Origin of the sequence: Rhodococcus sp. AD45-ID (assembly GCF_003023755.1) — a bacterium.
In the GTDB taxonomy this organism is placed as follows: domain Bacteria; phylum Actinomycetota; class Actinomycetes; order Mycobacteriales; family Mycobacteriaceae; genus Rhodococcus_F; species Rhodococcus_F globerula.
The window spans coordinates 476,266-495,521 of the sequence record NZ_PYHL01000002.1; the positions used below are offsets into that span (position 1 = coordinate 476,266).

Annotated in this window: 18 protein-coding genes; 16 read left to right on the forward strand and 2 right to left on the reverse strand. The window is 61.1% G+C overall.

Going from position 1 to position 19,256, the window contains the following annotated elements:
- Positions 1-20 precede the first annotated feature (20 nt).
- The 13 genes from C7T36_RS18445 to C7T36_RS18505 all read left to right on the forward strand — a co-directional run bounded on the left by C7T36_RS18445 (position 21) and on the right by C7T36_RS18505 (position 14,483).
- On the forward strand, positions 21-2,084 hold the full coding sequence (locus C7T36_RS18445) for an ADP-ribosyltransferase (RefSeq protein WP_146153453.1): 2,064 nt from the start codon (positions 21-23) through the stop codon (positions 2,082-2,084).
- A 3-nt stretch (positions 2,085-2,087) separates the two neighbouring features.
- The gene (locus C7T36_RS18450) at positions 2,088-2,414 is read left to right on the forward strand and encodes a hypothetical protein (RefSeq protein WP_045067091.1); all 327 of its coding nucleotides are present in this window, start codon (positions 2,088-2,090) and stop codon (positions 2,412-2,414) included.
- Positions 2,415-2,502: 88 nt separating this feature from the next.
- On the forward strand, positions 2,503-4,356 hold the full coding sequence (locus C7T36_RS18455) for a hypothetical protein (protein ID WP_146153454.1): 1,854 nt from the start codon (positions 2,503-2,505) through the stop codon (positions 4,354-4,356).
- A 243-nt stretch (positions 4,357-4,599) separates the two neighbouring features.
- Positions 4,600-6,495 carry a major capsid protein gene (locus C7T36_RS18460; protein ID WP_052683497.1) on the forward strand — a complete coding sequence of 632 codons (1,896 nt, stop codon included), beginning with the start codon at positions 4,600-4,602 and terminating at the stop codon, positions 6,493-6,495.
- 80 nt (positions 6,496-6,575) lie between these two features.
- Positions 6,576-7,370: a hypothetical protein gene (locus C7T36_RS18465; RefSeq protein WP_045067093.1), complete on the forward strand. Its 795-nt coding sequence runs from the start codon at positions 6,576-6,578 to the stop codon at positions 7,368-7,370.
- A 10-nt stretch (positions 7,371-7,380) separates the two neighbouring features.
- Entirely contained in the window at positions 7,381-7,695 is a 315-nt protein-coding gene (locus C7T36_RS18470) for a hypothetical protein (protein ID WP_052683498.1), read from the forward strand.
- On the forward strand, positions 7,695-8,114 hold the full coding sequence (locus C7T36_RS18475) for a hypothetical protein (RefSeq protein ID WP_106939770.1): 420 nt from the start codon (positions 7,695-7,697) through the stop codon (positions 8,112-8,114). Before C7T36_RS18470 ends, C7T36_RS18475 begins: the two co-directional genes overlap by 1 nt.
- Positions 8,111-8,371 (forward strand): hypothetical protein, encoded by a 261-nt coding sequence (locus C7T36_RS18480; RefSeq protein WP_045067095.1) that lies wholly within the window; start codon positions 8,111-8,113, stop codon positions 8,369-8,371. The genes C7T36_RS18475 and C7T36_RS18480 overlap by 4 nt, the downstream gene beginning before the upstream one ends.
- Positions 8,368-9,543 carry a hypothetical protein gene (locus C7T36_RS18485; protein WP_052683500.1) on the forward strand — a complete coding sequence of 392 codons (1,176 nt, stop codon included), beginning with the start codon at positions 8,368-8,370 and terminating at the stop codon, positions 9,541-9,543. Before C7T36_RS18480 ends, C7T36_RS18485 begins: the two co-directional genes overlap by 4 nt.
- A gap of 4 nt (positions 9,544-9,547) precedes the next feature.
- Positions 9,548-11,068, forward strand: coding sequence for a hypothetical protein (locus tag C7T36_RS18490; RefSeq protein ID WP_146153455.1), 1,521 nt, complete (start codon positions 9,548-9,550; stop codon positions 11,066-11,068).
- Positions 11,069-11,186: 118 nt separating this feature from the next.
- Positions 11,187-11,879 (forward strand): hypothetical protein, encoded by a 693-nt coding sequence (locus C7T36_RS18495; protein ID WP_045067097.1) that lies wholly within the window; start codon positions 11,187-11,189, stop codon positions 11,877-11,879.
- A gap of 103 nt (positions 11,880-11,982) precedes the next feature.
- Positions 11,983-13,773 carry a hypothetical protein gene (locus C7T36_RS18500; protein WP_045067098.1) on the forward strand — a complete coding sequence of 597 codons (1,791 nt, stop codon included), beginning with the start codon at positions 11,983-11,985 and terminating at the stop codon, positions 13,771-13,773.
- Positions 13,773-14,483 carry a hypothetical protein gene (locus C7T36_RS18505; protein ID WP_045067101.1) on the forward strand — a complete coding sequence of 237 codons (711 nt, stop codon included), beginning with the start codon at positions 13,773-13,775 and terminating at the stop codon, positions 14,481-14,483. The genes C7T36_RS18500 and C7T36_RS18505 overlap by 1 nt, the downstream gene beginning before the upstream one ends.
- 237 nt (positions 14,484-14,720) lie before the next feature.
- Here the strand turns inward: C7T36_RS18505 and C7T36_RS18515 are convergent, their stop codons facing one another.
- Complete coding sequence (locus tag C7T36_RS18515) at positions 14,721-14,981, reverse strand: hypothetical protein (protein WP_045067103.1); 261 nt, start codon at positions 14,979-14,981, stop codon at positions 14,721-14,723.
- Between the two features lie 383 nt (positions 14,982-15,364).
- A complete protein-coding gene (locus tag C7T36_RS30155; RefSeq protein ID WP_162487740.1) occupies positions 15,365-15,526 on the reverse strand; it encodes a hypothetical protein in 162 nt (53 codons plus the stop codon).
- Positions 15,527-16,966: 1,440 nt separating this feature from the next.
- Between C7T36_RS30155 and C7T36_RS18520 the strand changes: the two genes are divergently transcribed.
- The 3 genes from C7T36_RS18520 (at position 16,967) to C7T36_RS18530 (ending at position 18,182) form a co-directional block, all read left to right on the forward strand.
- Positions 16,967-17,320 carry a hypothetical protein gene (locus C7T36_RS18520; RefSeq protein ID WP_045067104.1) on the forward strand — a complete coding sequence of 118 codons (354 nt, stop codon included), beginning with the start codon at positions 16,967-16,969 and terminating at the stop codon, positions 17,318-17,320.
- An 89-nt stretch (positions 17,321-17,409) separates the two neighbouring features.
- Entirely contained in the window at positions 17,410-17,688 is a 279-nt protein-coding gene (locus tag C7T36_RS30795; RefSeq protein WP_375129323.1) for a helix-turn-helix domain-containing protein, read from the forward strand.
- A complete protein-coding gene (locus C7T36_RS18530) occupies positions 17,685-18,182 on the forward strand; it encodes a protein-export chaperone SecB (RefSeq protein WP_084702727.1) in 498 nt (165 codons plus the stop codon). Before C7T36_RS30795 ends, C7T36_RS18530 begins: the two co-directional genes overlap by 4 nt.
- Positions 18,183-19,256: the final 1,074 nt, after the last annotated feature.

The window sequence follows — 19,256 nt, forward strand, 5'->3', positions numbered from 1 at the left end:
ATCGAGTTCTGGGTGATCTGATGGCCAGAACTGATCCGTGGTTGGCGGAGCGGATGCGGGCGGACGCGCGAATCCGGCGCGGTGAGAAGAAGGTTTACGCCGGTGTCATCACAGCCATGACCATCTGGCTCGACACCGCCCGCCAACTCGTCCTCGGGCAGCCCGTCCCAGCGCTCACGGCCGCCGCCGACGATCCGATCCCCGACATCGACGCCGCCCAAGCATCATTCGCAGCGTGGGCCCGTGCCCTCGAGCAGCACGTCGAACCCGCCATCGCAGAAGCATTCGGTGAAGCATTCGCCGCCCAATCCCGGGCCGCCGACATCAGCCCAGTGCACTACCAAGAGCACCACATGGCCACCGTCCATGACCGACTGAAGATTTGGCCCGAAGGCGCATTCGAAGAACTGCGCCCCGAACTCTTGGAGGCGATGCAGCAGAACGAATCGATCGACGGACAGATCACCGACCGCATCGCACGCATCCTCGACATCGACGCACCCACCCGCCGTATCCGCGCTGACATCTCCGCTATTGACGCCGAGATCGCTGACCCCGAAACAGATCGCGAAGAGATCCCATTCCTGAAGGGGAAGCGGCTCAGCCTGTGGAATCAGCACGACGAATCTCAACAGCAGTGGCGTTGGCTCGCACGGCGTATCGCCCGCACCGAAATCCAGGGCGCCGTGGAGGGTGGGTCGCTGGCGTCTGCGCAGGCGACCGCCGAAGTGACTGGCCGGCCGATGTTCAAAGCGTGGCTGTCCACATCCGACGAACGAACCCGAGCGAGTCACAACGTCGCTGACGGGCAGATCGTGAAACTCGCCGAACCCTTCCGCGTCGGCACCGCACTCCTTAACCATCCCGCATTCCCCGGCGGCCCCGCACACGAGGTCATCAACTGCCGCTGCACAATGCGCATCCTCTCCGAGAGTGAAATGCAGCAAGAGCTGCAAGGCATGTGGGGTGGCCGCGGAGTCTCACCCATGGGCGCCCGACTCGGCCCCGACGACGAAGCCGACGCAGCGACAGCGATTGACCGCCTGAACCGCGAACGCCGCGGCGAAATCTTCGACCCCATAGAACGCACCGAACCCGACGTTCAAGACACCGTGAACGTCGACGACGACATTCAAGTAAACCCCGATCTGCTTGAACCCGACGACGAAGAGTTCACCACCCCACACGACGACATCCCCGACCTCGAGGACGAGATACCTGATGATGAACTTCACGTGGCAGACGAAGAACCGGACCTGGACTCTGACGACGAAGAGCTACCGGATGATGTTGACGACGAAAGAGATTCAACCGATCTCGTCGACAACGAAACCGAACCTGAAGACGATCAGCCAGACACTGATCCTGCCGACGAAGCTGACATCGACGAGGAAATAACCCCCGCGCCAGCACCAACCGAACCGGAAATCCTCGAACCGATCATCGAAACCGCGCCCGCGCCGGAACCGCTCGTCTTCGACAACCTCGACGACGCACACACCTGGGCATCACAAGCCTGGCCACTCAGCACCCGCTCCTTCGACAGAGACATTGCCCGCGCAGTCACCCTGTACACAGGCGACGGCCACCGATCAATGAACCGAGGACTCCGCGAAGGGGACCTAAGCACAATCTCCGGACGCGCATACCGATCCATCCGCGAAATGCGCACCGCAATCGACGAAGCACCACGAGTCCCCGAACCCGTTGACGTATTCCGGGAAGTGTCCGCCACACAAGCCTTCCAACTGCAACGAGGCGACGACCCAGCCACACTGCTCGGCAGAGCATTCACTGACCTGGGATTCATGTCCACATCGCTGACACAATCAACAGCAGGCGCCGCACACTCGTCCATGGAAGACGTAACGATCAGGATGACAGTTCCCGCTGGCTACGCCGCGATCTACGTCTCAGGGGCCGCAGGACAAGCGCCCAGCGAGATCCTCTCCCAATACGGGAACGCGGAAGCCGAACTGATTCTCAAGGATGGCACTACAATCGTGTTCACAGGAATCGAATTCGACCAAAACGGCCGGCTAATCTTGCAGGCCGAAGTCATCGACACCACGGAAGGGGAGTAGACGATGAGCGACAAGTTTCTGACCGACTACCCCCTGAAAGATGTCACCGTTGGTCGACGTTTCGGCGGCCGCCCCGAGGGTCCTGGTCGTTGGCAGCGCATCCCGCATCTCGGTGTCTTGTGGACTGACGACAAAGACGGATTGCAGCTCAGCCTGTTGAAGAGTGCTGACCATGCGGCTGCGAACGCATTGCGGCGCCGCATGGTGTTGATGGCTGTCGACGGCATGACTGCGACTGCAGCGTTCGATCTGATCGCCCGCGAGAACCGGACGCACATGATCATGCACGGTGATCTCGCGGACCGCAGCGACGACATCGTCTGGAACTGAATCTCGACTGCATACCAGTCGGGTTCACGCCGCTCCTCGATGGCGGTAGATACAGTTATCTGTGTCCACCGCTATTGAGGAGACTGCCGTGACTGCACCAACCACCCCAGCGGGGGAAAAGCCGCTACCCACCGGATGGCGCGGGCCAGTACTGCAATTGAACGTGCCATCAGGTGACATGCGGCAATTCATGCTCGCCGACGACGCCGAACCCGCGATCCGGCGACTGCCAATCGCATTGTCCGCACAAGACGAAATGTGGGAGAAGCACGAAGGCTCCCGCGTCGTCGGCCTCATCACCCGGGCGTGGGTCGAAGACGGATTCCTATGGGCCGAAGGACCACTGGACCTCGAGGACAAGTACGGCGCCGAGTACGCCCGCAAACTCCGTGACGGATTCGCGGGCTGGGTGTCCGCCGACCTGTCCGACATCTCACTCGAGGAAATCCCACTCCGCTCTGACAAATCCGAATGGGCGCCAGACGAACTCGCAGCCGCCTACACCGCATACGAAGACGGCACCGGCGAGCAGCCCGACGTGGCCGGCCAAATGCTCCGCGTCCACGAGTGGAAACTGATGGGCGTCACCGGTGTCTCATCGCCCGCATTCGAGTCGACGCGCATCCAACCTGTGTACGACGAGTTCGCTTCTGTAGCAGCGTCAGCGGCGCTCACCGCGGCAGCAGAACAACACGCGGGAGCGATGGTCGCGCTCGTACCCTCCGCCGAGGACTGCGCGCGCCTCGCAATCGACGGATACGAACCCGCCGACGTACTCCACACCACACTCGTGTTCCTCGGCAAGGCAGCCGACTGGACTCCCGAACACCGCGACCAACTCGAGCAAGCGATACGCGAACTCGACTTCACCGCCCCGCTCACCGGCTCGATCATGGGACACGCACAGTTCAACCCAGCAGGGGATGAGCCCTGCGCCGTGTACCTCGTCGAAGCGCCCGGGCTCAGCGCAACGCAACGCTGCACGTACGGCGCCATCGCCGACAACACCGACCTGCCACCGATCCCGGAACCGTACGACACGTTCCTGCCGCACATCACCGCAGGCTACGGACTCGATGTCAGCAAACTGACGGACGTCGGACCCATTCGTTTCGACCGGATCCGCTTATCCTTCGCCGACACCGACATCCGAGACATCTCCCTCGAACCCGTCACATCAGGCCTCGTCGCCAGTGCTGTCGTCTACGACGCCGCAGACTTCACCATGCCCGAATCCGATGAACTCACCGCCCTCACCGTCACCGACGACGGCCGCGTGTACGGGCATCTCGCACAAGCCGACTCATGCCACATCGGGTTCGCGGACGTCTGCGTCAGCCCACCCACCTCGCGCACCGGATACGCATACTTCCACCAAGGCGAAATCTCCACCAACGAAGGCCCACTCCCAGTCGGAAAGCTCACCCTCGGCACCGGCCACGCGGGCATGAAGCAAGCCGCGCGCGCCGCCGCCGCGCACTACGACAACACCGGCACCGCCGTCGCCATCGTCCGCTGCACCGACGGCTTATGGGGGCCATGGCTTTCCGGCCGCATCCTCCCCGGCGTCGACGATGACCGCGTCGCCGAGCTCCGCCGCTCCGGAGTGTCCGGAGACTGGCGCACCATCCAACGAGGATCCAACAATCTGGAACTCGTCGCGGTCCTTGCCGTCAATGTTCCAGGCTTTCCAGTCCCACGCACCCAAGCGCTCGCAGCATCCGGAATGCGATCCCTCATCGCAGCCGGCGTCCCACCAACACGAAAGCCCGAAGTTGAAACAGCAGAACCGATCACCGCGTCCGCAATCGCATCCCACGTCCGCGCGGAACTCCGTGCGTCTGCGGATCGAGAGAGCCGTCGCCAGACGGCTACCCAACGTGTCCGGGCAGCGCGCCTGGCAGCAGCTACTAGAAAGGCAGGACTGAACAATGGCATGTAATTGCGGTGGGGGAGCACGTCGCACGGTGCATCAGGTTCGTCGATCCGACGGCACCGTGAAGCGATACGCCACGGAAGCAGAGGCACGCGCCGCAGCCTCCCAACCCGGTGCCACATACACAAAGATCGAGCGCTGACACCAAGCTTCACCACTCATCCCCAACACACGGGATAGAGTGTGTCTATAGATCGCCGCTGGCTGTGGGCCGGGCACCAAGTGCCCGCATGACCCAGGAGGCCCACGGTGGACCCCATCACTCTCCAGAATCTGATCAACGCAGCACAGGGCGGCGTGGATGGCGCTGCTCCTGACGCGACCGCGACCGCCCCTGCTGATCCCGCGAAGGCTGTAGCCGAGTACCTCGCCGCGCACCCCGAAATCGATGTTGCCGCCCTGAAGGCTGAGGCCGTCAAGTCTTTCACCGAAATCAGTGCTACCGGTGCCGATTCCGACGATTCCATTGCCGCTGTCGAAGCCCTCGCCGACGTCATCGACGGCGTGAAGGTCGAGCAGGAACGCATCGACGCCGCAGGCGAAGTGAAGCGCACCCGTCTCGCTGAACTGTCCAACCGCGTCAAGGCCGCAACAGGTTCCGACGCACCAGAGGGTGAGGACAACGCTGATTCTGAGGCGACCACCGAAGCGGAGGCCGAGGTTGTTGCCGAAGCTGAAGCTGTTGCAGTGGACGCTGCAGGGGCTGACGCGAATGTGGATGCCGGTGCTCCCTCCGAGGCCGCTCCGGAGGCTGTCGCTGCGTCCGCTGCGAAACCCGTCCGCCGTGTACGCCTCGCCCAGATCCCCCGAAAGACGGTAGTCATGCCCGCTGACAAGGCCGATGAGGGTCCGAAGGTCACGATCCTCGCGTCCGCCGATGTTGCTGGCTTCGGTCAGGGACAGAGCCTGACCACATCCGACCTCGCACGCGCCGCGAACGTGAAGCTGCAGAGCTTCCCCGCCGGATATGTTCCGAACCAGGAACACACGGTCCCCGTTGCATCCATCTCGATCCCGTTCGAAGAGAACCTCACTGCGGACGGAAAGAACGATCAGGAAGCGATCGACTTCGCTGCCGACACAAGCCGACTGAAGGGCGGAAGCCTAGTTGCCGCCGGCGGCTGGTGCGCACCCTCCGAGACCTTGTTCGAGCTGGGCGGCGTCCTCGCCGATGCCGGTGCCGGTCTCATCGACCTGCCTGAGATCCAGGCCAAGCGCGGTGGTCTCCGCTTCACCGAGGGCCCCGACTACGCGGCAATCTACAACGACTCGTCGTTTGGGTTCATCCAGACTGAAACGCAGGCCATCGCAGGGTCCGGTTTCACCTCGGCTACCGGCGGCACCATCACTGGTACAGAGAAGCCGTTCTACCGAGTACCGTGCCCCGAGTTCACCGATGTCCGCGCTGAAGCGGTAGGTCTGGGTGTGGTGGCCGGCATTCTCGCGAACGACGCGTACCCGGAGGTCACTCAGGAAGTTGTCGAACACGGCCTGATCGCTCACGCGCACCGCATCAACACCCGCACCCTGAACCGTCAGCAGACACTCTCGGGTACTCCGATCACGCTGTCCCTCGGGCCGTCCGCGACCACGTCGGTACTCAACGCTCTCGACATCCAGATCACGGACTACCGATACGCAAACCGTATGGCGGACAACGCGGAACTGGAAGTGCCGATCCCGCTGTGGGCGAAGCCGGTGTTCCGCGCTGATCAGTCGGTGCGCAACGGATCGAACGTCACCGAAGCACTCGAGGTCACCGACGCGAAGATCGACGCATGGTTCAAGGCCCGCCACGCTGTACCGCGCTGGGTCTACGACTGGCAGGACGCGTTCTCCGGTGTGTCCGGAGGATTCGGTGCAGCGACACCGATCACCGCGTGGCCCACCACCATCGACGTGATGATCTACAAGGCCGGCACGTTCGTTCGTGCCCGCGGCGAGATCATCAACGTCTCCGCGATGTACGACACGGTCAACCTGAAGAAGAACGACTACCACGTCATCTTCATCGAGGAGAAGCTGCTCGTCATCAAGCGTCGTTGGAAGTCCCGCCTGGTGCGAATCCCGCTCGCAGTGAACGGCGCCGTCGGTGCCGCTCGTGAACTGGACGCCCAGGGCAAGATCATCGTCACCACCCCGTAGTCCATCGCCGGGCACACCTGCAGACTTCTGCGGTGTGCCCGGCGGTGTTCCACTGACCCCACAATCTTTTGGAGGCTACGGTGGCTGTCGCACCGGCTCTATACGTCGCAGCGCCGACGCTCACACCCTCACGATTCGGACTCGTCACCGCCGCAGATTTGGTGGTACCCGAGGACCGCCACTTCGTCAACGGTGTCCAGTTCGAAAGCAACCCATCAGGGCCCGCGAAACTCACCGCTGCGGAATGCCTGGAAACACCAGGACCTGACCGCACCGTCCCCGACGGCATCGAGGTTGTCGAAGCGGATCCGATCATCGTCTACAACGGATTCACCTGCCGCGCTGTCGGTGTCGACGAATCCGAAATGCTTGACCGTGCCCGCAAAGCCCTCACAGGTGGTGAATGGGCTGCTGTCGAGAAGGCGCTGCCGTTGATGACCGCGGACACCGACATCCTCACTACCGCGGCTGTCTCGTTGGTGAAGGGCATCGGTCTGCTCGAGGATCACCTCACTGAGCAGTACGGTGGCGTCGGTGTCATCCACGCACCACGGCATGTCGCAATGTTCGCTGCCGAGCGCCGGCAAATCGACGTCGAATCCGGCCGCAAGGTCACCGCACTCGGTACTCGTTGGTCATTCGGTAACTACCCGAACATCGACGTCGATGATGAACCAGCTGCAGTGGATACGGCTTGGCTCGTCGCGACCGGTGCCGTGCAAGTTCGCCGCAGCGAGGTCAAGCAGCGTCCCGCGGCGCTGGCCGACGCTCTTGATCGCCGTACCAACGAAATCTTCGCGATCGCTGAACGCACCTACGTCCCTTCCTGGGAAGCAGTACAAGCCGCCGTTCTCGTCAAACTCACAAGCAGCTAGGAGCACTGTTATGCCCACGATCATCCCCACCCCCGACAAGGTGCAGGAAGTTGCCCGCGCGCTTTTGGACGCGGCGGATTCCCCTGACGACGTGCGCACCGATACGTCGGGGACCGGTCTGGCGTTCGTTGTGTCCGATGAGCTCGCAACCAAAGTTGGTTTCGGCGATTACGACGACGATCCGGAGCCTCTTCCCGAGCCCGAGCCCGAGCCCGAGCCCGAGCCCGAGCCCGTCATGGAGACGCTGACCGAAACCGCTGAGCCTGAACCGGTGCCTGAGACGAAGACTCGCGCACCGCGCAAGACCGCAGCTAAGGACGCCTGATGGACGGGCGATCAACGCCGATGGTTCCGATGGCCGGCGCGAAACGTCTGTCGCTGATCCTGGCGTTGGTCGCCATGTTCACCGGCATCTCCTACGTCGGCCCCAGCTTCTGGGTCCGACGACCGCTCCCCGAAGGCCAGCTGTCACTGGTTGTGATCATCGAGTCCTGGGGCCCGGTATGGCCAGTGCTGTTCTTCCTCGCGACGGCAGTGGTCGCAGTATCCGCGATCTCCCGCCGCTACGTCGGCTACGCGCACTCTGTTGCCGCCGGCGTTTGGGGTTTCTACGGCACCGCTGTGCTCATGTCCGCCGTTTATTCGGAACCGCCCGCACCTATCCTCACCGGTGGGCTTGCGTTGGGTGCCACTTTGATTCACCTCGGGATGATCCGTGTGTGGTCTGACCTAGGGGTGAAATGAGTGAAACTGTCGGCATCGTCCTGGCTGCGATCAACGGTATCGGCATCATGATCGGTGGTGCGCTGACGGCCTGGAAGTCCGTCGCCACCACAAACGTTCGGACGTTGGAGCAGCGCCTCGACACCGTGGAAGAAGATCTGGAAATCGAGCGCGAGTTTTCCACCCACATGGCGCACTGGGGACATGCAGTGATGGTGGATGCCGCATCGCAGGGAATTACGCTGCCGGACATGCCGAGACGGAGGGCAGTCACATGACCGTGATCACTGAGGATTTCCGCCGCTTGGATGGGATTGCTCCGTTCCCGGCGGACTTGGCGTTTGTGTACTTCACGGTGTCACGTCGGCGCCAGAATGATGCGGGCACGTGGGTCGTGATGCCGGTAGAGGTGAAATGCCGTCTCGTGGCAGGGAAATTAACGTCGCCGTCGTTGGATCCGGGTGAAGCGACAGTCCGGATCGGTGCGCATGGCCCGGTGTACAAGATCATCATCCCTGAGGCCGGGCCGACTCGGTTGTGGCCACTGATCGAGCTGTACGAACCACCGGACCCGCCGGTGGTTTCCTTGGTGAAGCAGTACCGCGATGAGGTTGTGGAGTCGAAGGATTCGGCGATCCTGTCCGCGTTCCATGCGCAGCAGTCGGAGCAGGAAGCACGCCGGTTGGCGGAGGAAGCGGCCACCACCGTCACCGGTGTCGTCTCAATCGATGGCCAGCAGGGCGCGGTGACGAAAGCGGAACTTGGCATCAACCTGGTGGACAACACCCGCGACGCCGACAAACCGATCTCAACTGCAGTTGCCGCCCGACTGACGACAATTCTCGAGGAAATCGACGGCACCTTCGAGGACGTCAGCACCGCGCTGGCCACGAAGCAGAACGAGGCGCAGGTTCAGGCGATCGCCGTTGCTGTGGCGACAGCGAAGATCGCTGACATCATCGGCAACGCCCCGAACACTCTCGACACGGTGTACGAGCTGGCGGCCGCATTGGGTAATCAGCCGAACTTTGCCGCGGATGTACTCGCTGCGATTGCGCTGAAGGCGCCGCTCGCCTCACCGAACTTCTCCGGCTCACCAACCGTCGGCGGCATTTCTCTCGTCAAGGGTGATGACGCCAAACTGTACGACGCGCGTACTCCGCTGGCGCATGAACACTCCGCGGCGGGCATTACGTCCGGCACGCTGTCTGTTGCGCGAGGTGGCACCGGACGGGGCGATCTGGTCGATGGCTCTTTCATGAGGGGAGCCGGTGGAGCCGCAATCCAAATGCGGACACCTGCTCAAGTGCGTGACGATATCGGCGCCGGCACATCGAGTCTCACACTTGGGGCGACGAGCGCAACAGCGTTGCGTGGTGATGCACTTCGCGTGGTTTCGTCGTTCCCTGCTACCGGTGACGACGGTGTTCTGTACATGACAGTGGAGTGAGGCTATGCCGCTACGAACAATGGCTGTTGTGCCGGCCAACACGGCCGGGACCGGTGGCGCGCTCACCGACGTGACTGGAGTGAGCTATTCATCCCCGACAAACTCGTACAGCTCGAAGTATCACCTGTACGCCGGCAGCCTTGACTGGACGAAACCCGTTGGCCTGATGGTCCATTTCCACGGCGACGGCGCGTTCGAATACAACAATCCCGCCAGTTCGTGGATGCTCGGCGGCGCGAACGGTCTGATCGCGCAGGCTAAGGCGCGCAACATGATTCTGTTGGTGCCGTTGACGCCTGACGACGCTGTCGGTCGGTTCACGTGGTGGGCTTGGTACGGCAAGGAAGAGAATCCCCGCTACGCGAAAGACGTGATCGCGTACATTCTGGGCCGGTACAAGATCGACCGGAAACGTATCTGGCTGTCGGGATATTCCGGTGGCTCCCAGTTCATCACTCGATATCTGCTGCCGCACTTCGGTGTTGATCTTGGCATTGTGGGTGGTGGGTTCATCTGCTTCGCAGGTGGCCAAGCACCAGCTGCATCGTTCGAGCCGTACAACCCAGCGTTCAAAGCGGCGTGGCATTGCCGGTGGGTGGTCGGAGCACTCGACGACGGCACCGGATCAGGCGATGGCTTCAATGCGATCGCAGCCTCCAACGCCGGCACTGCTTGGTATGCCGGGCAAGGCTTCACAACCGAGGTCACGCAACTCGCTGGCCTGGGCCACGACCTCGACGGACTGTACGGGCCGCACACGGGAGCGGAGATCGACGCCCGGCCGGTGCCGAAGACGCTTGCAACTGTCATTGCTCTGCGCTACAACGGACAGATCGTCAAAGAAGCTCGCACCATGATCGACGGAGTCTTGACCCGGGTCTTTCCGCCCATCGTTCCGCCGAGCATTTCTGCTGATGTCAAGAGTTCATTGCCGTCGGTGACAGGTGCGGTAGTGAATAAGTCGGCATCACTACCCGGGGACCTGCTGATCTTGACCGGTGTCGTTGCTGGAGGAATAACAGTCACCACCCCGGCCGGGTGGACGGATGCGGGATCGGTGACCGGCACGGGCGTATCAGTGCCGCAGATCTTCACGTTCTACAAGATCGCGACGGCGGGAGAATTGGCAACCGTGACGGTGAACTTGAGTGGTGCTGCGTTGTCGGCATGGAGATGCGTCACCGTCAAGGACGCCGGCGCACTCTCGTACGGCGAACCCAATCGCCTCACGTCCGCGACAACACCCCACCTCTCCGGAGCCGGAACGACGGCAAAGTCGACACTGCTGATTCGGTACGTCGCATATTTCAACGGCAACGCGAGTGTTCGAGGAACCTATTCGTGGCCGGCCGACTCAGGAGTCACGGACACTGTGAACTCCGCTGCCAGTGGCTCGTTGCTGCTTGACCCAACCCTGGGGTTTGCGACGAAAACCGTTGCTGGCACGTCCTACCCGGCTCTCAGCGTGACGCCGACCGCGTCGAGAACCTACGCGGCGATCAATATGCGGATTGCACCGAAGTAGACGGGCAGGGGTTCATTCCTGCCCGCATCCCGCCCCACCTAGCGGACAGCGACTATCCTGACCTGTAGAGAGCTGCTGGCTGTGGGCCGAGCGAATTAACTCCCGCTCGGAGGCTCACATGCCCACCACCGTTTGGCCCAGTATCCGCTCACACGTCGTCCGCACCACCGACCTCGACAACTGCGGCGCCCCAGTCATCGGACCCAAGTCGACCATCGTGTCCAACGGCCACATCTCCATCAAGGTGTCGCCTCAGTACGAGGACGGTGAAGAGACCGCCCCGAAGAACGCCGCCGGCAAGATCGCATTCGTCGACAAGGCCGACGACGAACTGAAGTACCTGAACGTGGAGATCGCGTTTCTGAAGGTCGAGCCCGAACTGTTCAGCCAGGTCACCGGTCAGCCGATCGTTCTGGATTACGCCGGCAACGCGACCGGTATCCGGATCGGTGCGACAGTCAAAGCCAACTTCGGTCTCGAAACGTGGACCGATGTCCCCGGCACCGTGTGCGGTCCTGACGGGAAGCTGTACGGGTACGCGCTTCTCCCGTGGTTGAAGGGTGGCCGTCTCGGTGATTTCTCGTTCGAGAATGCGCTCGCGAACTTCACGATCACCGCACGGACTGAAGCGAACTCGCCGTGGGGTGTTGGGCCGTACGACGTGGTGTTGAACGCACCGGTTGCTCCCGCGACCGAGCCTGTCGCAGGTCCGCTGCTGACGCCAATCGCAGCGGATCAGCACATCCACATGGACCCCACTTCGATCATCTACCCGGCGCCGACCGCTGGCGCGGTTCCGTTGGCCCCTTAGGCCCCCTGTTGCCCGGCTTCTTGCCGGGCAACAACGCGCTCCCTGGCTAGCCCTCGGGGAGCGCGTGGGGAGTAGGGGCACCAACTACTTGTAGGAGATTGCTATGGCGTTCGTTGAGCGCACTGATTGGGTGAATTCACCTAAGCGGCCCCCGAAGCCTGGTGAGACTCCTGTCCGGGCAGCGGATATCAAACGGTGGGAACGCGGCATCGCCGCGGCCCATGAGGAGCTCGAGGGCCGCCTGTCGGAGGAGGGTATCGACGAGCGTGTGAGGGCTGTCGGAGACGGCACTTATGCCACGCCTTCGACGGTCGAATCTGCGGTCACTCCGAAGCTCGACAAGACGGAAGCGGCGGCGACTTACGCCACACCCGGGTCGGTGGCCACACAGGTACCGCCACTGGTCGCTGGTGCTATTGCAGCCGATCCGACCGTGGCCACCCAAGCAGCGACACTGGCCCAGTCGAGCGCTGGACTAGTCCACAAGAGTGACCCCGGAATTCCAAGCACGACACCAGCTCCGGGCGTGCTGGTGGCGATCACCGACGCGAGGGGCAAGCAGACCTTTCTCACAGCTGTCGATACAGACGGTGGCCCAACCGATCACAGTGCCAACCTCATTGGCTCCCGGATGACCAGCGCTCGACTGCCTGCGCAGACCAAGAGCGATATCGCCGCCGCTGCCGGTGGGCTTCTGGGAATTACGAAGGGTTCGGCCGAAAATGTGCTGTTCCCCGTCGTGGACCGCGCAGGCAAGCTCATGTGGCCCAGCGCCCGTGAATCAGACGGCGGCCCGCTCGACTACTGGGTGCAGCACCTCAAGGTCCGGCTCGGGCTTGCATTCGGTGCAGGTAGCTATATTCCTGAAATCACTGGCGCATCGCCGACCCGATCGTTGTACGTCAACGAGATGGTCTCCGGTAAGCGGACACTCGTCACCAATGTCGGCGACCCTCGAAACGCGCTCGTTGTTGCACCGGGCGTTGTCGTGTTCGACACCGACACGGGACAAAAGGCGTGGACTGTCGAGGCCGGACTTGTGGAGGTTCTTCCGCAATCAGGCTATGTCGTCGGAGTTGGTGACTCATTGACTGCTCATGGCGGTTGGCTGGCTCGAGTGGCAACACTGCTGTCGATGACCGCAGTAAACCTTGGCGTCGCTGGGCAGACGACTACTGAAATCGCCTTCCGGCAGGGCGGAACCGTTCCCTTGCTCACGGTGTCGGGCAACTCGATCCCCGCAACTGGTCCTGTCACAGTGACTGCACTCAACCCCACGGGCGCGTATCGCGACAGCGGCGGGGAAACGACGATCCCGTTCACGTTCGACGGCACTCTTGCCGGCGTGCCTGGAACGCTCACGGAAAACGGGCAACTGACCCCTGCCACGTGGACGTTCACGCGGACTACGGGCGGATCGGCAATCGCTTGCCCTCCCGGCACGCCGTTCTACGCCAGCCAGGGAGTCCCCCAACGCTCACGACTGCAGGTCATTTGGGCAGGGCGGAACAACACCTCGAAGCCTGACATCGCAATTCGCGACCTGAAGGCAATGGTTGCGAACCTTGCCACCGCGCAGAAGCGATATCTGGTGTGCAGCGTGACGAATGGCCAGGCCGAGCCTGTTGGCAGCGTCGGATATCAACGAGTCGCGACGATCAACGACATGCTCAAAGCCGAGTACGGGACCAGGTTTGTCGATGTGCGCCGATACCTGATCGACAACGGACTCACTGACGCTGGGCTCACGCCCACAACGGATGACACGACCGCGATCGCGGAAGACCGGATACCTCCGAGCCTGCATTCGGATCCGATTCACTTCACCACTGCTGGATACACGGCAGTCGGCAACTGCATCGCTGCCGCGATCACAAGCAAAGGATGGAACTAATGGCTGACGCACTGATTCTCCGCACTCCGGGCGCGATGACCACACCGGGAAACGCTCCACAACACGTCCATCCCCTGTTGAAAACCGGGGCCGTGCGCCGCTTCTATGCGGGCGCATCGCCCATCGCGGTCGGCGCACCCGTGCAGACATTGACCGACCTTCAAGGATCGGGATACGGATTGGCGGCGGCCAGCTCCGGCGTCGCACCGACAAGGCAGATCGACGGCGGTATCCATTTCATCAGGTTCGACGGAGTGGATGACCGCATGGACTCAGTGTCCGGACCTGCGCTCAACCAGCCAGTCACCGTGATGGTCCTGGGACGGTTCCACGCCGTTGCCGGTACTGCACAGCCGATCGTCAACCTGCACACGTCGCAGGGAGGGCGGTACGTCGGCATGAGTTCAGGCGGATTCCTTGCTGGTCAGTTCTCCACCACGGTCGTTTCTACGACGCCCATTGACTTCAACTGGCACATCTTCACCCTCGTCGCGAACGGTGCCAGCAGCGTCATCGGCCTGGACAACACGGAGACGACCGGAGATATGGGCACCTCTGGCACCGGGACAAGCATCACGATTGGACGCAACGGAGCGACGGGCTTCAGTCAGATTGATCTTTCCGAGGTCATTATCTGGCCTACCGCGTTGACGCTTGCTGAACGTCAGGCTGAGCGAAGCAACCTCGCCGCCGCGCACGGACTCGTTTGATCTACCAGGCCCAACGGGCGCAGTCGTCGCTGCAATACATCGAGCCCTGCGTCCGTATGCCCTCACCCGGGCCAATGGCAGCGTTGCACTGCTCGCAGCCCGTCGTGGCATAGGACGGCGCGGTGACTGGCTCGCGAACTTTCTGTGCTCGAACGGCAAAGACTACTGTGAAAAGAACAGTGCCGAGCCGAGAACGATAAGCAAGTCAGTCATTCGCGCATCATCCCATAGATCTACTTACCCCTCTGAGTACTTGAGGCCAAGTCGCTGAAGCGCCTGATGCGGCAACTCGCCAGTCTGATTCTCGTTCTCATGTAGAAGCACTCCAGCGATGCTGATGAGGCCTGAGCATAGCTCCCTGGCGCCATTGGGTTCGGCAAGAATTTGCTCCGCTTGGTCGAGGCCGAACTCAAACTTCCCGCCCTCACTCAGCCATGCGGTAAGTACAGCGAGAGCCTTGCGGACATTTTCATCGGAATCTGATGGTTCGTTGATCATGGGCAGAACGCTACATAATCTCGCGTTGCTCGTTCGTATACGCATGGCCGACAACCCAAGCCACCGTCCAGATTCACGAATTAGTTGCGTTGTAGATTTCGTCGTCAATACTCATGGGTATGCAGATGAATGAAGGAATGAAGTTACGTGAACAGCACGCAGCGAAGGGCGACCCGTACTGTGCCCACCTGGAGACCAGTAAGGAATACCATTTCGGCGGCGACACTGGCGACCGGCTCTGCAATGCGTGCGGCCACATCATGTAGACGCGACTGATCAACCCGCCCAGAATTGCTCACGCGACATTGCCCAGTCAGCGATGATGAGGTTACCGCTATCGTGGATGAAATAAGCGAAAGCGCCTCCGTATCGCTGACTGGGCACTACTCATGGCAACGATTCGGCTGCTTCTCGCGCTTCTCTGCACGTCGCAGCTCGGCTGCTGATTCTTCGAGGTCGGTGTGGCTGATTGCACGACCGATCCAGAATCCAGCAAACGTGCCAACGACGATCCAGGCAGCGACAATTCCGACAATCCACCACATAACTGAAAGTGTGCCACGGGTTGTCGGGTTTGGTTGGACCGTGGTCCAGTTTGAGCAGCAGGTTCACCCACGATTTCACCTGCCCGCTCTTGCTCACGCGGGACGGTTATTGGGTGAGTCTGCCTAGGTCTCGTTTCGATCACGGCCCAGTGGGTACATGATTCGCAGGCCGCGGCGGCCGGGGCAATCATGCGGCCTCGCAACCGTGCGGTTCAGGTTCTTGCAGGTTGAGCACACAGCCCACAGGCGCCGTTGTCGTTCGGGGGATCTTCCATGTCGGGGGATTTCACTTAAATGAACGATGCCCCCACTCCCATCGATGGGAGTGGGGGCCTTTGTCGTCATCCGCGTTGAGCACACAACGTGGAGACCCACTATCTGTGCGGCGAACCTCGCGTCCGATATCGCCACGACACTTATGTAACCGGTGGGATCGAATCCGAAACTCGCCCATTATCGTGGGTGGTGTCTGCCAGCCCGGGCGGGGCGGGCTGGCAGACACAGAGGTTAGGCGTCCCTCTCAATACCGTCCAACGAACTAACCTCGCGGCATGAAACTACCCTGAAGTACGGCGGCACACCTCTTAAGGACCGGTCGTTTTTTGGCAGGCCTCAGGTGCAAGAACACCTTCTGTGGGCGACGCCGGCGACCAAATGTGATCGAATCCGAAATTCGCACAGAATTGCTCAAAAAGCATCCAAGCTAATAACGAGATGGCGGCTTGCGGGCCTGTCGGAAACAGGATAAAAGTTAGGCAAGCCCCGCCGACCGGGATGGGAGTCGCTGCCGGCGGGGCCTGGCACCCTTCAGCGGAACTGACTGTTCAATTCTCGAATCAGGGGCGCGATAAAAGTACCGGCGGTAACTTAGCCTCGCTACTTACGTACCAGTAGTCACGAACCCCCAACCTCATTTGCGAGGTTGGGGGTTCGTTGTCATCCGCGTTGAGCACACAGCGCGGCGACCCACTATCCGCGTCGGGATTCACCCCCTCATGCCGAATCCCTGCATAGAAACGGTAAGGCGGTGCGGGGACTCATGTCCCGCTTCCGTGCACTTTCACCCCCGATTTCACCCGCCCAGAATTGCTCACTATGCCCCGCACCTGATCCGTCAGGTGCGGGGCGTTTTGGGGTTCTCCGACCGAAAAGTCGGTTCCGATGATGGTCGAAGTTTGAGGCATGCGATGATTCCCGGACCGTAGATACGCCTGAACCAGTCAGTTCGATCTAGTGAGGAGATGCAGAGATGCCCCCGAGTCCAGCACAGCTGAGACCTGGAGTTGTGCTAGGCCTCCCTCCAGCAGTGGCAGTTGGAGCGCCCTTTGCTGCCTGTCATCGCAAAGTTGTTGAGGGATTCGCTTCATCTGATTTGACTAGTGGATGTACAGTAGGTTCAGTGATGAAGTTTTGACTTCATCCCACAGGTCCACGGTATTGATGGCAGGGTCAAAGCTGACCCTGTACGGTGCAATCGGTGATGGAGGGGTGTGCGATGCTGATGTGTTTCTTCGCCGACTCGACATGCGCGTCAAGGTCAAGTTTCAAGCTCGATTTGAGCGCCTGACCGAAGTTGGATACCTGCGGAGTCCGGACGAGATGCGGAACCTCCAGGTGCCCGGGAGTCCTGATGTCCACGAGATCAAGGTTCACCATGGACCGGGATATCGCCTGTACATCATCCGGCTTGGAATCGACTGGATTGCTACACATGGCTGCGAGAAGCCCAAGAACAAGCATGTCCCAGCGCAAGCTGAGAAAGCCCGTGATATTGAAAAGGCGGCAAAAGCGTGAGTACGTGGTTTGAGAGCACACCCGAGTCTGAAGCACTGCTGGCAGAGGAACGACTAGTCTTGGCTGCCACCGAACTGGTGTACGAGGCAATGGAAAAGCGTGGGGTGAGCAAAAAGGAACTTGCCCAACGTCTCAACATTCGACCAACAGAGATTAGCCAGCGCCTAAAAGGCACGCGCAACATGACTCTGCGCTCTCTTGCCGCGATGCTGCACCAACTAGACGCCTCAGTTGACCTCAGCTTGTGCATTCAGGGTTCTGAACCAGCGCGGTCGAATATTCGTCAGACGTCGCAAGTCTCTGGGAACGTCGGTGCCCAATACACACGGCGGCCTCCGTTGCGAGCGATCAGCGGCGCCGCCGCATGAGTTTGATCAGTTCGGGAGAAGCGCGAGAGCATGCGAGTCGCGTTATGTCCCAAATTGCTGGTATTCACGGCGTCTTTACGAATGACATTCGGGCCGAGGCGCACCATCCTCCGCTTGACGGGCCATTCATTCTTGAGAACAACGTAAACGTCATGGGTCAATTGTCTGGTGATGAAATGTTGGTGACTGCCCGATATGTGGTTACCGCCACTACTGACGATGAGGATTATCCCGAGACGGCATGGACCGTTGACTTCAAGACAATTGGAGTCTGGGAACTCAATTCTGATGCTGAGGGAATTTCACACGAGGCACTGCAAAGTTTCGCGCTTGGCTATGGTGTCACCACATTGCATCCATACGCGCGCGAAACAGTCCAGAATTTGACTGGCCGACTCGGATATCCTGGAGCGACAATTGAGATTCTATTGAGCCCCATGATGGGGGAAGAAGACATCGAAATTGCAGATCCGGACACCTTCGAGGCGAGTTAGATAGAGTTCGCTGTCACGCGTGCAGCCTCAACTTTGAAAGCTTGAGGCTTTGCTGTCGATGTGGGTCGGGAGTGACTCACTATGCCCCGCCCCGATCCCGTCAGGCGCGGGGCATTTTGTGTGTTGAGGCGGGGAAAAGCTCACCGGCGCATGCGGTGGACGCGGTACGCCGGTGAGCTATGCGCACCGAGCCGGTGAGCGGTGCGCAGTTTTGGGGCCCACCCCCGGCGAGTGACAGCCGGAAGGCGGGCCGTGAGTGGCACTCCATGCGTGTGAGATCGCCACGACAGGTATGTAGCCGATTGGATCGAGTCCGAAACCCTGCCCAGAATTTCTCACGAGCGGCCGTTTAACCCCGCATGAGATCTATCCACGCTGAAAAAGTCCATGACTCATCGGAAACCTGCTTTTCCAGGAGGCATTTAGGCGGTCGGGGTCGCCGTGAGGTGAGCGTCTGGTGCGCCCATATGTGCGCATCGCGGTCTTTGTAAAATTCTCCGCGTGCGAGTACGGCTCCGTCCGATCCGTCGAGAATTCTGTACCTAGACATGTAAACCCTGAAGTCTCCACTCAGCTTTGCTATGCGAATCGCCCTGGGCTGCTTCACAAGTTGCTCGCTATGACCGATTTCGATTGGTCAAGGCCGGGGCGTTGTGCGTTGGGTGGACCCGCCGACGCCAAACCTGTGAGCGGGCGCCGGCGGGTGCACATCGCCTTCCGATGCGATGCACTTTCCCCTTCGTCCATCTTCTGGCTGTGACCGCACGAGAAGGTGGACCTCCTGCGGCGTACCACTTTCCCGTGATCTCAGCGCCGCACCACCGGCATACCCAAACGGTGAACCTCAAACACGGATTCTGTCCCGCATGTGAGTGTTCAAGGTGGCCTGCCGGGCTGGGGGTTGTGTATCCAACCCGGCAAGCCGAAGCGGCCCACCGGAAAGGTCGGGGGAACATTCCGGGGAGCCAATCACCTACTGCCCGAGTTGGTTGAACCGTAAACCGTTCGTGGTGCAGTTCACATGACCGTCCCGCTTCGGACTGCTCTGAAGCGGGACTCAGCTCGTTTCGGTAG

What these genes read in the sequence shown, in the direction of transcription:
- C7T36_RS18445 (WP_146153453.1), top strand. Translation starts at nt 21, where the DNA reads ATGGCCAGAACTGATCCGTGGTTGGCGGAGCGGATGCGGGCGGACGCG.
- C7T36_RS18450 (WP_045067091.1), top strand. Translation starts at nt 2,088, where the DNA reads ATGAGCGACAAGTTTCTGACCGACTACCCCCTGAAAGATGTCACCGTT.
- C7T36_RS18470 (WP_052683498.1), top strand. Translation starts at nt 7,381, where the DNA reads ATGCCCACGATCATCCCCACCCCCGACAAGGTGCAGGAAGTTGCCCGC.
- C7T36_RS18475 (WP_106939770.1), top strand. Translation starts at nt 7,695, where the DNA reads ATGGACGGGCGATCAACGCCGATGGTTCCGATGGCCGGCGCGAAACGT.
- C7T36_RS18480 (WP_045067095.1), top strand. Translation starts at nt 8,111, where the DNA reads ATGAGTGAAACTGTCGGCATCGTCCTGGCTGCGATCAACGGTATCGGC.
- C7T36_RS18485 (WP_052683500.1), top strand. Translation starts at nt 8,368, where the DNA reads ATGACCGTGATCACTGAGGATTTCCGCCGCTTGGATGGGATTGCTCCG.
- C7T36_RS18490 (WP_146153455.1), top strand. Translation starts at nt 9,548, where the DNA reads ATGCCGCTACGAACAATGGCTGTTGTGCCGGCCAACACGGCCGGGACC.
- C7T36_RS18495 (WP_045067097.1), top strand. Translation starts at nt 11,187, where the DNA reads ATGCCCACCACCGTTTGGCCCAGTATCCGCTCACACGTCGTCCGCACC.
- C7T36_RS18500 (WP_045067098.1), top strand. Translation starts at nt 11,983, where the DNA reads ATGGCGTTCGTTGAGCGCACTGATTGGGTGAATTCACCTAAGCGGCCC.
- C7T36_RS18505 (WP_045067101.1), top strand. Translation starts at nt 13,773, where the DNA reads ATGGCTGACGCACTGATTCTCCGCACTCCGGGCGCGATGACCACACCG.
- C7T36_RS18515 (WP_045067103.1), bottom strand. Translation starts at nt 14,981, where the DNA reads ATGATCAACGAACCATCAGATTCCGATGAAAATGTCCGCAAGGCTCTC.
- C7T36_RS30155 (WP_162487740.1), bottom strand. Translation starts at nt 15,526, where the DNA reads ATGTGGTGGATTGTCGGAATTGTCGCTGCCTGGATCGTCGTTGGCACG.
- C7T36_RS18520 (WP_045067104.1), top strand. Translation starts at nt 16,967, where the DNA reads ATGGCAGGGTCAAAGCTGACCCTGTACGGTGCAATCGGTGATGGAGGG.
- C7T36_RS30795 (WP_375129323.1), top strand. Translation starts at nt 17,410, where the DNA reads ATGGAAAAGCGTGGGGTGAGCAAAAAGGAACTTGCCCAACGTCTCAAC.
- C7T36_RS18530 (WP_084702727.1), top strand. Translation starts at nt 17,685, where the DNA reads ATGAGTTTGATCAGTTCGGGAGAAGCGCGAGAGCATGCGAGTCGCGTT.